This is a genomic window from Zavarzinella formosa DSM 19928 (assembly GCF_000255705.1).
Classification (GTDB): Bacteria; Planctomycetota; Planctomycetia; order Gemmatales; family Gemmataceae; genus Zavarzinella; species Zavarzinella formosa.
This window is the reverse complement of record NZ_JH636445.1, coordinates 283933-297151: the sequence shown is the minus strand read 5'-3', so window position 1 is coordinate 297151 and position 13219 is coordinate 283933. Positions and strand designations below refer to the sequence as shown.

Here is a 13219-nt window from a genome sequence, read left to right as displayed (position 1 = left end):
TTCCGTGGAACCACTTTTCGCCAACTCTCTTGAGAACGTCGGCCGGACACTTTTAAATTTTCTGGCCATCGGCGGCGGCTTCCTTTTGGGAAGCATCGCCGGGTGGGCCGCCGTCCGCGTGGCCGCCAAGTTCATACTTCTGGCAAAGCCGAACAAGACGATCAGCCTGATCGCCCGCGCGCTCGGCGGCATCGCGGGAGCCATTCTGGTCGCCCTGTTTGTGTTCGGCGACGGTGGCTGGGGTTTCGGCGGTTCCGGCGGCGGTCTCCCCGGCGGTCCCGGAGGGACGGACAAACAACAACCCGGCCAGCCAATCAACGAAGAGCCGAAAGCCGAGCCAAAGAAAATCGAGCCGCCGAAGATCAAGCCAAAACCGCCGGAAACAGACGACAGCGTCAAGGTAGTCGTCCTTGGAGGTGATGCCACGCAGGATCGCTTTTACTTGCTTGAGGACGAGAAGGCCCCCAGCACGCTGGAGGAAGTCACCCTGAAAGTCGAAGCCCGAAATCAGGCCAAAAAACTTTCCCGGCTGACGATCTACGTTTACAAGAACAGTGCCGCGATGGATTCGGCGGTCGTCGGCGACTTAAAAGACCTGGCCCGCAAACTGGACCTGAGCATTGACTTCCCGCCGGTGCAGCGAGAGTTGCGGAAGTAACAGTGAAATCGACCCAAACCGCCAAGTAAAACAGGTCAAAGATGCCGTCTGATCTAACGGACGAATGGTGATATGAATTTATTGTCGGCAGGCCGGATGGAAATGTAACGGCGGCTGTGCGATGGCAATTCACCGCCGTCAATGCTCGAATTCAATTTCATCGGCCGCCTCTGTCAGATGAACAAAGGCGGCCAACTCAACTTTTCTGGAATTCTCTTCTCACACATCCTGTGGGTACAGGGCGGTGCTGAGGTAGCGTTCGCCCAAATCCGGCAGCACCACCACCAAGTTCTTTCCTTTGTTTTCCGGTCGTTTGGCCACTTGCAGGGCCGCGAACATGGCAGCGCCGCAACTGATGCCACACAGCATCCCTTCGAGTTTGGCCAGTTGCCGGGCGGTTTCAAAGGCGTCGTCGTCGCCCACTTTGATGATCTCGTCGATCACGCCCATGTTCAGGTTGTCCGGGACAAAACCGGCGCCGATCCCTTGGATCTTGTGCGGCCCCCGTTTGACTTCCTGACCGGCCATCGTCTGGCTGATGACCGGGCTGTTGACCGGTTCCACGGCCACCACCTTCAGGGCCGGGTTGCGTTGTTTCAACACTTCGCCGCAACCGGTGATCGTCCCGCCGGTGCCGACGCCGCACACCAGAATGTCCACCTTGCCCTCGGTGTCCTTCCAGATTTCCTCGGCCGTCGTCTTGCGGTGGATTTCCGGGTTGGCCGGGTTCTTGAACTGTTGGGGGATAAAGGCTTTCGGCTCGCCCCCGGCTTCGTTGAACAGTCGCTCGGCTTCCGCGATGGCCCCGCCCATGCCCTTGTCGGCCGGGGTCAGCACCAGGTTGGCGCCGAAGGCTTTGAGCAAGCGCCGACGTTCGATCGACATGCTTTCCGGCATCGTCACGGTGAGCTTGTAACCCTTGGCCGCGCAGGTGAAGGCGAGGCCGATGCCGGTGTTCCCGGAGGTCGGTTCGATGATGATTGTGTCGGCGTTCACCTTGCCGCGACGCTCGGCGTCCTCGATCATGGCGACGCCGATGCGGTCCTTCACGGACCACAACGGGTTAAAGTTTTCCATTTTGGCCAGCACGTTCGCGTGGCAACCAGCCGAGAGCCGACGAACGCGAATCAGGGGAGTGTTTCCGATACATTCCGTAATGTTGTCGTAAATCCGGCCGCGGAGAAGTTGAAAGTCCGGCATGGAATGGCTCGCTGGGGCGAAACGGTTTTGTTCACAAGTACGATAATGAAGCTGCCCTTTTCCAGCAAGGGCCGGACAACCGGGCGAACTCGCCCCGGAGCCACAATGTCATTTCGCGGCGGAGGGCCGGACGGTGGAAGAATTGCTCGCGTTCGGCGTTTTCTGTTTCGTGTCGCTGTTCGCCATGATCGAGCCGCTGGGCACGATGCCCATGTTCATTTCGATGACTTCCTCCATGTCCCCCGCCAAACAGCGGGCGACGGCGAGGAAAGCCGTGCTGGTGGCCTACATCACCTTGCTGACATTTGCCTTCACCGGGCAATTGATCTTCCGCTTCTTCGGGATCTCCGTGGAAAGCCTCAAGGTCGTCGGCGGCATCCTGTTTTTCTTGATCGGCTACGAAATGCTCCAAGCGAAACTGTCGCACACCCATACGGCCAAAGAAAAGAAACCGGTGACGACCGAGGCGGATGCCGACCTGCCCCCGGAACCGGAGCCGGACATTTCATTGACGCCCCTCGGCATCCCGCTGATCGCCGGACCGGGAGCCATCGCCAACGTGATCGTGCTTTGGAACGAAGCGGGGACCGTTCTCCGGAAAATGATGGTGCTGCTCGCCATCACCTTGGTTCTGGTCCTGACCCTGTTGATCTTCCTCGGAGCCAGACGGGTGGCCCGCTTCCTTGGCGACGAGGGAAACAAAGTGCTTCTGCGATTGATGGGATTAATCACGATGGTGATCGCCGTGGAGTTCTTCTTCTCCGGGTTGACGCCCATCGTGCGGAAGATGCTGCACCCACCGGAGATAAGATGACAAGGAGACACGGAGACACGGGGACAAGGTGAGAAAACCAGACGCTCGCAATATGGTTTTCTCACCTTGTCTCCTTGTCATCTGATGACGTGTCACCGTTTCACATTGCTCAAACTTTCCAACGCTAGCATCAGCGCATGGGTCCCCTTGCGGCCATAGCCTTGCGCCCGCACTGCCTCGTAGAGTTGTTTGGCCAGCGCCAGTCCCGGCAGGGCGATGTTCATTCGCTCGGCTTCTTTCAAGGCAATTCCCATGTCCTTGATGAAGTGTTCCACATAGAAGCCCGGCTCGAAATTGCGGGCCATGATGCGCGGCCCGAGGACTTCGAGGGCCTTGCTTCCGGCCGCGCCGACGGAGACGCTCTTGAACACCGTCTCCAAGTTCAGGCCGGATTTGTACCCGTACAGCAAGCCTTCGCAGACGGCGATCATGTTGGCGGCGATCAGGATTTGATTCACCATCTTGGTGTGCTGGCCGGCGCCCGGCGCTCCTTGGTGGATGATCGTCTTGCCCATGCACTCGAACACCGGCGTGACGGCTTCCACCACGTCCGTTTCGCCGCCGATCATGATGGAAAGGGCGGCGTTCTTGGCCCCCACGTCCCCGCCGGAAACCGGGGCATCCAGCACATGGACGCCCTTCGCCTTCGCGGCTTCATAAATCTCGACGGCCAATGAGGGTTCGCTGGTCGTCATGTCCACCAGAATCGTGCCCGGCTTGCTACCGGCCAAGGCCCCGCTGGTTCCCAAAAATACTTCCCGCACGTCAGCCGGGAAACCGACGATGGCGAAGACGATGTCCGAGGCTTCCGCGACCGCCTTCGGAGAATCGACAACCTTTGCCCCGAGTTCCGCGAGCGGTTGCGTCTTGTCCTTGCTGCGGTTGTACACGGTGGCCGAATAGCCTTTGGAAATGGCGTGCTGGCACATCCAGCGACCCATCACTCCCGTGCCGATCCAGCCGATTCGCGTTTTGCCCGCTTCCGCTTTTTGCACCGCCATGATCGTTCCCCTCTTGTTCAATGACGTTCATTTGTTTATCATCTACTGTTCACGAAATCTACTTACTACTCTCCAGTGGAAGGATCTTGGCCGTGAGACAGTGTGCCCCGATTGTATTAGTCCACGGCCTGTTGGGGTTTGATCGGGTGAAAGTCGGTCCGTTCCAAGTGGGCCGATACTTTCCGGGCATCGAGGAAGCCTTGAAGGCCGATGGCTTTCGGGTGGCCGTTCCAAGCCTGAGCAAGACCCGTGGAGTCGTCACGCGGGCACATGAACTCAAAGCCTTTCTGCGGGAAAACTTCCCCAACGAAAAAGTCCATCTCCTTGCCCACAGCATGGCCGGGCTGGACAGCCGGTACATGCTCTCCCGCCTCGGGATGGAAAACCGCGTTCTCTCCCTGACCAGCATTGCCACCCCGCACCGGGGAAGCAGCTTCGCGGATTGGGGCATCCGACACCTTGTCCGGCTCGTCCGGCCGGTTGCAAATCTTTTTGGCATCAGCATCCAAGCCTTTCGTGATTTGACCACCGAGGGATGCCGAAGGCTGATGGAGAACTGCCACGATGTGCCGTGGGTGAATTATCACTCCGTCGCCGGGGTGTGTGACACGGCGAATGTGACGCCCCGATGGCGGCTGTCCGCACGCATTGTCAGTGCGGCCGAGGGTTTGAACGATGGCGTGGTCTCCGTGGAATCCGCCCGGCACGGAACATCGTTTGAACTTTGGAACGGCGACCACATGAACTTGGTGAACCGGCCGAACAACCGCACGCCGGACTGGCGCGGGAAGCCGGGTGATTATCTTCAACTGGCCCGCCGCGTGGCCGAACTGGATCGTTCTCGGTAACTCTCCCGGCTTTTCCCTGCGGACGACGGGCGAACTTCGACTATCCTGTAAGGGATTCGATCTTTCATGCGATGTCCTTACGACAGGGTGACATGACCATCCCCCCCGTTCCGGGTTCCGAGCCGGCCAGAGAACTCGCGGCCACCGGCAAGGCCCTCGCCCAACAAGTCATCAAGGAAATCGGCAAAGTTGTCGTCGGGATGGAGGGCGTCACCCGGCAGTTGCTCATCGCCATGCTGGCCAGCGGCCACGTGTTGCTGGAGGGCGTGCCCGGCGTCGCCAAAACCACCCTGGCGAAAGCCTTTTCCAAGCTTCTCGGCTGCGAATTCTCCCGCGTACAGTTCACCCCGGACTTGCTGCCCTCCGACGTGACCGGCACGTCCATCTTTGACCGCAAGACGAACGACTTTATCCTCCGCAAAGGGCCGATCTTCTGCCAGGTGCTGCTGGCGGACGAAATCAACCGCGCCCCGGCGAAGACGCAATCGGCACTCTTGGAGGCCATGCAGGAATATCAGGTGACGGTGGAAGGGACGACGCTCCAACTTCCCCGGCCGTTTCTCGTGCTGGCCACCCAAAACCCGGTCGAACAGGAAGGCGTTTATCGCCTGCCGGAAGCCCAGTTGGACCGCTTCTTGCTGCGGATCGAGATGAGCTATCCGGGGCATGATGCCGAAGTGCGGATGTTGCAGGTTCACAGCCATCCGATCATCGAGCTGGAGCCGGTCTTCACGCCGGACATCATCTGGAACATGCAGATGAAGCTCAGCAACGTGTACGGGAAGGATGAACTTCTCCATTACATCGTAAGTCTGGCCGAGGAAAGCCGCAAACACCCGGACGTGATGCTCGGAGCCAGCCCTCGCGCGGCCTTGTGCCTTTTGCGATGCGCCCGCGCGAGAGCGGTGCTGGAAGGCCGACACTACTTCACGCACGAGGACGTGCAGGAAGTGGCCTTGGGAGTGCTGGGGCATCGCATCATTCTCCGGCCGGAGGCCGAGGTCGAAGGGCGGCATGTTGGCGATGTGGTGGCCGAATTGCTGGATGCCGTCCCGGTGTTGGAAGAGACGTGACCCGAATCAAAGGAAGCGATCTTGCTCACCTCTCGCGGTTGGTGGTTGCTCGGCGTTTCCACGCTGCTCACCCTGCTCGGAGCCTTGCTCTCCCGGCGGCAGGGGGACGGTCTGGCCATCATCGGCATCACCATTCTCACTTGGTTCCTCGTTGAATGGGCTTTGTTTGCCTATCAAGCCTTTTTTGTGCTTCCCCGCCTGCGAATCTCCCGTGAAATCCGTGACGAGCGGAAGGCCGTGCCGTTGCTTTGGGCCAACGGCGAATTCGACATCGTCGTGAAAGTTCAACTGGATCGCGGCCGGTTGCCAGATGTGTTTCTGGAGGATGCGGTTCCGTTTGTCGTCACCAAGATCGGCGAAAGCGAACAAAAATTCACGGCCATTTCCAAGTTTCACCCCGGCGTCATCGAGTACCGCGTCCGTTGCGAAGCCCCCGGCGAACTGATCTTCGAGGGAGTCCGGGTCCGTCTCACCGACCGGCAGGGGTTCTTTTACAAACGCATCGTGCTGAAAGAGGGGCGGCATTATCCGGTGCTGCCCCGCCTGTCCGGCGCGGAGGGGAACCGCCGGGGAAGCAAACGGCACAACATCTTCCCGCCCCCCGGCCTGCACCGGCTTCGCCAGCCCGGCGGCGGCAGCGAACTGCAAGACCTGCGGGACTATCTTCCGGGCGACCCGCCGAAAATGATTGCGTGGAAACCCTCGGCCCGCAAAGACAAGCTCATCACCAAGGAGTTCGAGACCGAGGTGCCGGTGCGGGCGACGTTGTTTGTGGATGCCTCCGAAAGCGTCCGCGTCGGCCCGATCGCCAAGAGCAAACTGACCCGGCTGGCCAACCTCGCGGCCGGCGTCGCCGAGGGGGTCGCCGTGGACCGGGACCATGTCGGCCTGACGATCTTCGACGAAAACGGCTCCCAGATGATGCGGCCCAACCGTTCCCGCACCCATTTGATTGACATGCTGCATCTGCTGGCCAAAGCCGCCGCCCGGTCGACGCCGCTCGGGCCGTTCGCTGATGCCGACGCCCTGTCCAAACTGGCCTTTCCGGTGGCGAATGATCTGTACCCCGAGTTGATGGACAAACGGGTTAATTCACTGTCTTTTGATCCGTCGGCCGTGACCATTTTGCTGACTCAATTCGTGTTGGCGCCCTTGGGCACGTTGTTGGGTTTTCTGCTGACATTGGCCGGAACTCCACCGCAATATGTCTTCCTCGTCTCGCTGTTTCTCACCGGGGTCATCACGGTTCAAACCGTGAAACTCATGGGAAGCATGTTCTGGAATCCGATCAGCGACACCCGCCGGATCTGGATTGTTTTTCTGCTTCTGTTTCCGATGACGTTTATTGTCGTGGGCCTGATCGTTTCCTGCGCCGGGTTGTTGCAACGAACGGTCACGCCCATTCTGATCTATTGGGCGGTGGTCGGGCCGTTTGTCAAAAACCTTGGCATCTGGGCGACGCTCACCTTGGCGGCGATTCCAATGGTTGCCGCGTTAATGTTCTGGGCCATTCATGGGGCCACCGGCTTCTTCGGCGAGGGGCGGCAACGCCGCATCCGGCGCAAGCAACTCGGGCTGTTGTTCGCCACGCTTGACGGGGACGAGCCGGAGGCCGAGGTGCATTACCTGCACGACGACCAGATTTTCGCCCGCCGCGCCATGCGGTTCCTGGCCGATCATCAGACACGATACCCGATACGCCTTCACGACATTCGGGGCCGTTATCTCTTTTACTCGAAACCAAAACTGGCCATGCTGGCCTCCGCGGTGAATTACGGAGTCTCGCGGGGGCGGGACAACGAACTGTTTGTGATCCTGGCCGACCTCGTTGATCTCGCTGAGGAAATTGGCCCGGTGATGGAGTCCGTCCGCGTGGCGATTGGCCGGCATCATCAGGTGATGATTATCATCCCGTGGCAGGAGGACATGCCCTTGCCGTCGGCCGATTCAGGAGGGGAAGATTCCCTTCAGATTCGCCGGGCCGAACTTGTCACCGACCGGGGATTTGCCGCGTTGGACCGTGAATTGGAACGGGACCAAGTGGAGCGGTATCACAAGAACTTCCTGCGGCTCCGCAAGGAATTTGGCCGGTTGGGCGTGACCGTCGTTCGGGCCGGGCATGACGAGACGGTGCAAATGGTGCTGGACCGCATGAACCGGCTTCGCGGCATGAGGGTGCGGCGATGAGCAACGACCGCCTCAAAATCTTACGGCAACTGATCGAGCCGGCCACGCTCGGCTATCTGGTCATGGCGGCCGCCGGGTTAATCGTGTATTTCTTCATGATGTCCACGCGGGGCGGCGACATCATGGCCCTGATCGCCATCGTGTTCGCCGTTCCGGGGATCCTGTTCCGCTGGACCGGGTCGCCGATCATTGTGTTATTGCTGACCACTTACGGCCTGATCGATCCCGGATTCCTCGGCCTTCTCAACTTTCTGGCCTCCTGGCGCTGGTCGCCGATGATAACGAGCAGTTTCGGTTTCAACCTGGAGGATCTTCTGCTGGCGACCGCGTTACTCTCGTACCTGATCGGGCATTATCGGCTCAACGCCCTTGTCGGGCCGGTGTTGCCGAATGATCCCTCGGTGCGGCGGGAGATTCCGTCGGCGGCGCCCGTGTCGCGTCCGTTCACGCAAGTGGACGCCGAGGAACTGCCCCGCACGCTCATCATCGGCGGGGCTTGCGTGGTCGTCGGGCAGGCGGGTTGGTTCTTCGTGACCGTTCAAGAACGGTTCATGCGTCCCCATCCGTTTGACATCGGCGTGACTCGGGCGATGATCCTTTTGTGGGTGATTGGCTCGGCGTTGATGATCCTCTCGGCGGGATTGAGCTACCTGCGAATTTCCCGGATGACCCAGGCCGAGGCGTCGATGGTGTTACGGGATGATGCGTTCCACGAAACCCGCCGCGAGACGGACCGAATCGAACGCTGGCGAAGATGGTTCAAGGCCAAAATGTCCCGCCGTCGGGCGGGGAGGTGAGCGAAGATGTTCTGGATTCGCGAAGTCGCCGGTTGGGCGCTGGTTGCCCTTGGCTTGTATTTGTTTTATCTCGCCATGTATGTGTTGATGCCGAACGGGAAGTATCTGGAGAGCATCCCGGCCGTCATGATCGGCTTGCTGGTGTTCCGGGGAGGCATCCACTTGCTCAAGGTGGCGGTCGCCGCTCGCGTGTGCCGTCGGGCGCCGGTGGCCGAACTGCCGAAAGTGACCGTCAGCAAACCGGTTCTCACGAAAGGCCGGGGAGTCATTCCGGGCAAACGATCATAACCGGAGTTTTGCGGCGAGCCTTTTGCCCGGCTCGTCCATGTCTTTCCTCTGGCATGACATTTGGCGGCGACAGGACACAATATCTTTCAGGAGGCGGTTAATGAGCGCTTTTCGCACGGAACAAGAGGGTTTTTGGGCGGGTGATTTCGGCACGAAATACATCGGCCGGAACAGCGATCCCGCCTCGGTCGCCAAACGAGCGTTCTATTGGGGGAAAATTCTCAACAGCACGCGCGGGGTGAAAAGCTGCCTGGAACTTGGGGCCAACATCGGTCTGAACGCCTTCGCCATCCGCAGTTCGCTGCCGGCCTGTCAGTTCACCGGCGTCGAGATCAACGCGGCGGCCGTCGAACAACTAAAGGCCATTCCCAACATCACGGCTCATCATGGGTCGATTCTTGATTTCACGACCGCCCAGCTTGGCCGGCACGACCTGACCTTCACCTCCGGGGTGCTGATTCACCTCAATCCGGACGTCCTGCCAGCCGCCTACGAACGGCTTTACGAGTGTTCGACAAAGTATGTGGTGGTGATTGAGTATTACAATCCCAGCCCGGTGGAGATTGACTATCGCGGCCACACCAGCCGGTTGTTCAAGCGGGATTTCGCGGGCGATCTGATGGACAAATACCCGGATTTGCAACTGGTGGATTATGGGTTCCAGTATCACCGCGACCCGAATTTTCCGGCCGATGACTTGACTTGGTTTGTGTTGAAGAAGTGAGTGATTCAATTCCGCTGTGTTTATTTGATGGTCGGCGGTTTCTGGTGTCTCGTTGAACACCATTGACCGGCCGTTGTAAACTCGCGAATTCCGCGCAAACCTTGCCTGTCGGATTGACTTGTCTGGCCAACGCGCAATCCTCATGCAACCCTGATTGCTGTCCTCAACAAAAGCACTTCTTCTGAAATCCGGCCCCCTGCCCTGTAAGAAAGCACGCATTTCCGGCGACTTGATTGATGAACGAGCCGCTGTTCGCAACAGGTATCCCGAAATGACTGATTGGTCGCTCATTGTCCGACAACACGGGCCAATCGTCTGGCGCACCGCGTGGCGGCTGCTGAATAACGATGCCGACGCAAGTGACTGTTTCCAGCACGCCTTCATCTCGGCCTTGGAGTTGGAGCGAAAAGAAACGATCCGCAACTGGCCGGCGTTGCTCAAGCGGCTGGCCACCGCCAGGGCGCTGGAGTCATTTCGGCAGCGAAACCGCGAATCGAATCGCCGGACGACGCTCGCGGAAATGTCAGTCATTGATCGCAAAGAAACGGGGCCGGTTGCGGCCGCCGAAGCGAACGAGCTGGGCGGCCATTTGCGGGAAGCACTGGCCGGTTTGGACGACCGGCAGGCCCAGATCTTTTGCCTGTCTTGTCTGGACGGACTGAGCTACCAGGAGATCGCCGAACAACTCGACATCACGGTGAACCATGTGGGCGTCCTGCTGAATCGGGCGAGAGCCGCTTTGCGAGAACGGCTGCGAGCGTTCGAGCCGTCCCCGGCCGTGGAACAAATCACCCAGGAGTTTGAATCATGACTGATCGCAACGAACGAACGCCGGAAGAATCGCTGGCCCGAGCGGTGATCGCGCTGCGGGATCTGTCCATCCCGGACGGCCCGCCCGCCCAACTGACAGCCTCGACGGTCGAGGCCCTGCAATCCGCAATGACCCGGCCGGGCATTCACCGGCCCACGGAAAGGAAGCAAAAAATGTTTCGTCTCTTTCGTTACAGTGGCACCGCCGCGGCGGTCGTGCTGATCGCCACACTGGCCGGCTGGCTGTTCGTGACGGACCACAGCACTGCGTTCGCGTTTGGGGATGTGGTCGAGAATGTCAAGAAAGCCGAGACCGTGACCTTCGTCATCAAGTCCACCCCAAAGGTCCGGTTCCCCAAGGTTATGCGACAAAAGATTTACATTCAGGGCGACTCCTATCGCCAGGAAATCCCCAGCGGCCAAGAGGGCGATGAGACGCCGGCGGGGACACCGCCCCTCCTGATGACCGTCGTATCGGACGTGAAAAAGAAAGAAGCCCTGATAATTGATTACACCGCGAAGACCGCCGCGAAGTATGACGGCGACGAGGAAGAATGGAAGCGGATGTCCGAGACGATGACCGACCCGGTCAAGCAGTTGCGCGAGTTGAAAGACCAAGACGCGGAACGGCTCGGCGAGGAGAAGTTGGACGGGCGGAAGACGGTTGTTTATCGGCTCAAGAATGCGGATTTTTTTGCGAACTGGATCGACCTCAAATACGAGACGGCGAAGCTGTGGGTGGACTCCAAGACCGCCCTGCCGGTTCGCTTCGCCGTGGGGGACCCCGCGAACAAAGACAAGCCGTTCATCGTCTTTGAACAGTTTTCTTGGAACGAGGCCCTCCCACCGACCCTGTTCAGGCTGGAGGTTCCGAAGGGTTTTACGCTTAAGAACGAATAAGGCGGTCGACAGGCATCTCCGACATGCTTAAAGAGTCCGACCCGACCGTGTTTTCAGACTGGAAACACGGAGTGTTTCCATCGTCACGCCAAAACATCCTTGGCCACCACGCCCTTCACATCCGTCAGCCGGAAATCCCGGCCGCTGAAGCGGAACGTCAGCTTTTCGTGATCTAGCCCCAACAGGTGCAGGATCGTCGCATGCCAGTCGTGGATGTGAATTTTGTTTTCCACAGCCTCGTAGCCGTATTCATCCGTCTTGCCGACCGCCGTTCCCCCCTTCACGCCGCCACCAGCCATCCACGTCGTGAATCCCTTGTGGTTGTGATCGCGGCCGTCACCCCCTTGGGCGTAGGGGGTGCGGCCAAATTCGCCGCCCCAAATCACCAGCGTATCCTTGAGCAAGCCCTTTTGCTTGAGGTCGCCGAGCAGGCCGGCGATAGGAAGGTCGATTCGCTTGGTGCTGTTGGCCAGGGCGTCCTTCAGGTTTTGGTGGTGGTCCCACCCGCCGACCGTTACTTCGACAAACCGCACCCCCGCCTCCACGAATTTCCGGGCCAGCAGGCATTGCTTGCCGAAGTTGTCGGTCGGCTGCTCGCCGATGCCGTAGCTCTTTTGCAATTCTTTCGTTTCGGTGGTGATGTCCATCAATTTCGGCAGGTCTTTTTGCATCCGAAACGCAAGTTCAAATGATTCGATGGCCCCTTCGATGTTGGCGTTGCCAGGATCGCGTTCGAGGGCTTCGCGGTTGAGCGATTGCAGGAAGTCGAGTTGCGCGCGTTGGGAATCGCTTGTTTGCTTCGGATTACGGATGTTGCTGACACTCGGGGAACCGCCACCCCCCATCGGGCCGAAGGCTCGCGTTCCGCTGATCGGCGTGCCCTGATAGATGGCCGGGAGGAAGGAACTGCCGAAGTTGGTCGGGCCGCCGTTGTTGATCGGCGGGGCGATGGTGACGAAACCCGGCAGGTTTTCGTTGTCCGAACCGAGACCATAGAGCGTCCACGCCCCCAACGAGGGCCGCTTAAACTGAAAGCTCCCGGTGTGCATGAACTGGAACGCCTGCGGATGGGCGGGAACATCTGTGTGCATCCCGTTGAGCATGCACAACTCGTCGGCGTGCTTGCCGAGGTTAGGCAACAGTTCGCTCATCCAAAGGCCGGACTGGCCCTGCTTGCTGAACTTCCAAGGCGACCCCAGCAGTTTGGCAAACGGCTGCCGGGCTTTGTTGAACGACTTGCCATCATCGGCCGTTAGTTTCGGCTTGTAATCAAAGGTGTCCACATGGCTGGGAGCGCCTTCCATACACAGGAAGATCACATGTTTGGCCCTCGCCGCGTGGTGTGGCTTCTTGGCCGCCAACGGGTTCTTTTCCTTCTCGGCCGCCTGCGCGGCCAACCCGGCGAAAGCCAGATAACCGAACCCGCAACCGGCCGTCTTGAGGGCCGCCCGGCGAGAAGGGAGAAGCATGGAAGGATTCATGGGAAGACTCGCGTTGGGGGTTCTGTTGATGTCAGCCATCGCCCGGCTGCAAGAGCCCCACTGCGTCAGCGGCAGTCGTGTGAAGATCTTTCAAGGAGTTCTCCGCAAGACCCGGAAGACAGAATCGTGAGGTTTTTCCTGCCGGAGTTTCTTGGTTTTTGGCTTCGGGGGACCGGAGGGCCGGGGGCGGGCGGACTTGGTCCATTTGCGATGCCACGTTCCCTGAAGCAACTTCAGTAACCACGCCTGAAGTTGCTCCGGCCCGAGAGGGACCAGCAGGAGTTCCAGATGGGCGGGGGTGAGCAACCTCGCCACGGTCGTCAGTTCGGACCGCACGTCGCGGAACAACATCTCCCCCGAGACCTTCTCCGGCGGCCTGTCGTTGGCGACGGCCGCATATTGATGAACCATCCGGATCAGATTGTAAACCACCAGGCA

14 protein-coding genes are annotated in these 13219 nt (G+C 59.5%); 10 read left to right on the top strand and 4 right to left on the bottom strand.

Annotation, left to right across the window (positions count from 1 at the left end; genetic code table 11):
• The first annotated feature begins 4 nt into the window (after positions 1–4).
• The gene (locus BGIM_RS0133090) at positions 5–658 is read left to right on the top strand and encodes a hypothetical protein (protein ID WP_020473949.1); all 654 of its coding nucleotides are present in this window, start codon (positions 5–7) and stop codon (positions 656–658) included.
• Between the two features lie 219 nt (positions 659–877).
• Here BGIM_RS0133090 and cysK read toward each other — a convergent pair whose 3' ends face one another.
• Entirely contained in the window at positions 878–1858 is a 981-nt protein-coding gene (gene cysK / locus BGIM_RS0133085) for a cysteine synthase A (protein ID WP_020473948.1), read from the bottom strand.
• A gap of 133 nt (positions 1859–1991) precedes the next feature.
• Here cysK and BGIM_RS0133080 point away from each other — a divergent pair, with 133 nt between their 5' ends.
• The gene (locus BGIM_RS0133080) at positions 1992–2672 is read left to right on the top strand and encodes a MarC family protein (protein WP_020473947.1); all 681 of its coding nucleotides are present in this window, start codon (positions 1992–1994) and stop codon (positions 2670–2672) included.
• 92 nt (positions 2673–2764) lie between these two features.
• Here the strand turns inward: BGIM_RS0133080 and BGIM_RS0133075 are convergent, their stop codons facing one another.
• Entirely contained in the window at positions 2765–3673 is a 909-nt protein-coding gene (locus BGIM_RS0133075; RefSeq protein WP_020473946.1) for an NAD(P)-dependent oxidoreductase, read from the bottom strand.
• Between the two features lie 92 nt (positions 3674–3765).
• On the opposite strand from BGIM_RS0133075, the gene BGIM_RS0133070 reads away from it, so the two are divergent.
• The 8 genes from BGIM_RS0133070 (at position 3766) to BGIM_RS0133035 (ending at position 11300) form a co-directional block, all read left to right on the top strand.
• Positions 3766–4521, top strand: coding sequence for an esterase/lipase family protein (locus BGIM_RS0133070; RefSeq protein ID WP_157369622.1), 756 nt, complete (start codon positions 3766–3768; stop codon positions 4519–4521).
• 92 nt (positions 4522–4613) lie between these two features.
• Positions 4614–5594 (top strand): AAA family ATPase, encoded by a 981-nt coding sequence (locus BGIM_RS0133065; RefSeq protein ID WP_020473944.1) that lies wholly within the window; start codon positions 4614–4616, stop codon positions 5592–5594.
• Between the two features lie 21 nt (positions 5595–5615).
• Positions 5616–7781 (top strand): DUF58 domain-containing protein, encoded by a 2166-nt coding sequence (locus tag BGIM_RS0133060; protein WP_020473943.1) that lies wholly within the window; start codon positions 5616–5618, stop codon positions 7779–7781.
• The gene (locus BGIM_RS0133055; RefSeq protein ID WP_020473942.1) at positions 7778–8578 is read left to right on the top strand and encodes a hypothetical protein; all 801 of its coding nucleotides are present in this window, start codon (positions 7778–7780) and stop codon (positions 8576–8578) included. Before BGIM_RS0133060 ends, BGIM_RS0133055 begins: the two co-directional genes overlap by 4 nt.
• Before the next feature lie 6 nt (positions 8579–8584).
• A complete protein-coding gene (locus BGIM_RS0133050) occupies positions 8585–8866 on the top strand; it encodes a hypothetical protein (protein ID WP_020473941.1) in 282 nt (93 codons plus the stop codon).
• Positions 8867–8966: 100 nt separating this feature from the next.
• Positions 8967–9590, top strand: coding sequence for a pseudaminic acid biosynthesis-associated methylase (locus tag BGIM_RS0133045; protein ID WP_020473940.1), 624 nt, complete (start codon positions 8967–8969; stop codon positions 9588–9590).
• A 271-nt stretch (positions 9591–9861) separates the two neighbouring features.
• Entirely contained in the window at positions 9862–10401 is a 540-nt protein-coding gene (locus tag BGIM_RS0133040) for an RNA polymerase sigma factor (protein WP_020473939.1), read from the top strand.
• A complete protein-coding gene (locus tag BGIM_RS0133035; RefSeq protein ID WP_020473938.1) occupies positions 10398–11300 on the top strand; it encodes a hypothetical protein in 903 nt (300 codons plus the stop codon). The genes BGIM_RS0133040 and BGIM_RS0133035 overlap by 4 nt, the downstream gene beginning before the upstream one ends.
• Before the next feature lie 83 nt (positions 11301–11383).
• Here the strand turns inward: BGIM_RS0133035 and BGIM_RS0133030 are convergent, their stop codons facing one another.
• A complete protein-coding gene (locus BGIM_RS0133030; RefSeq protein ID WP_020473937.1) occupies positions 11384–12781 on the bottom strand; it encodes a DUF1501 domain-containing protein in 1398 nt (465 codons plus the stop codon).
• A 90-nt stretch (positions 12782–12871) separates the two neighbouring features.
• Positions 12872–13219 (bottom strand): hypothetical protein (locus BGIM_RS0133025; RefSeq protein ID WP_029631072.1); only part of this gene is annotated, 348 nt, incomplete at its 5' end.

What these genes read in the sequence shown, in the direction of transcription:
- cysK (WP_020473948.1), bottom strand. Translation starts at nt 1,858, where the DNA reads ATGCCGGACTTTCAACTTCTCCGCGGCCGGATTTACGACAACATTACG.
- BGIM_RS0133075 (WP_020473946.1), bottom strand. Translation starts at nt 3,673, where the DNA reads ATGGCGGTGCAAAAAGCGGAAGCGGGCAAAACGCGAATCGGCTGGATC.
- BGIM_RS0133065 (WP_020473944.1), top strand. Translation starts at nt 4,614, where the DNA reads ATGACCATCCCCCCCGTTCCGGGTTCCGAGCCGGCCAGAGAACTCGCG.
- BGIM_RS0133055 (WP_020473942.1), top strand. Translation starts at nt 7,778, where the DNA reads ATGAGCAACGACCGCCTCAAAATCTTACGGCAACTGATCGAGCCGGCC.
- BGIM_RS0133050 (WP_020473941.1), top strand. Translation starts at nt 8,585, where the DNA reads ATGTTCTGGATTCGCGAAGTCGCCGGTTGGGCGCTGGTTGCCCTTGGC.
- BGIM_RS0133045 (WP_020473940.1), top strand. Translation starts at nt 8,967, where the DNA reads ATGAGCGCTTTTCGCACGGAACAAGAGGGTTTTTGGGCGGGTGATTTC.
- BGIM_RS0133040 (WP_020473939.1), top strand. Translation starts at nt 9,862, where the DNA reads ATGACTGATTGGTCGCTCATTGTCCGACAACACGGGCCAATCGTCTGG.
- BGIM_RS0133035 (WP_020473938.1), top strand. Translation starts at nt 10,398, where the DNA reads ATGACTGATCGCAACGAACGAACGCCGGAAGAATCGCTGGCCCGAGCG.
- BGIM_RS0133030 (WP_020473937.1), bottom strand. Translation starts at nt 12,781, where the DNA reads ATGAATCCTTCCATGCTTCTCCCTTCTCGCCGGGCGGCCCTCAAGACG.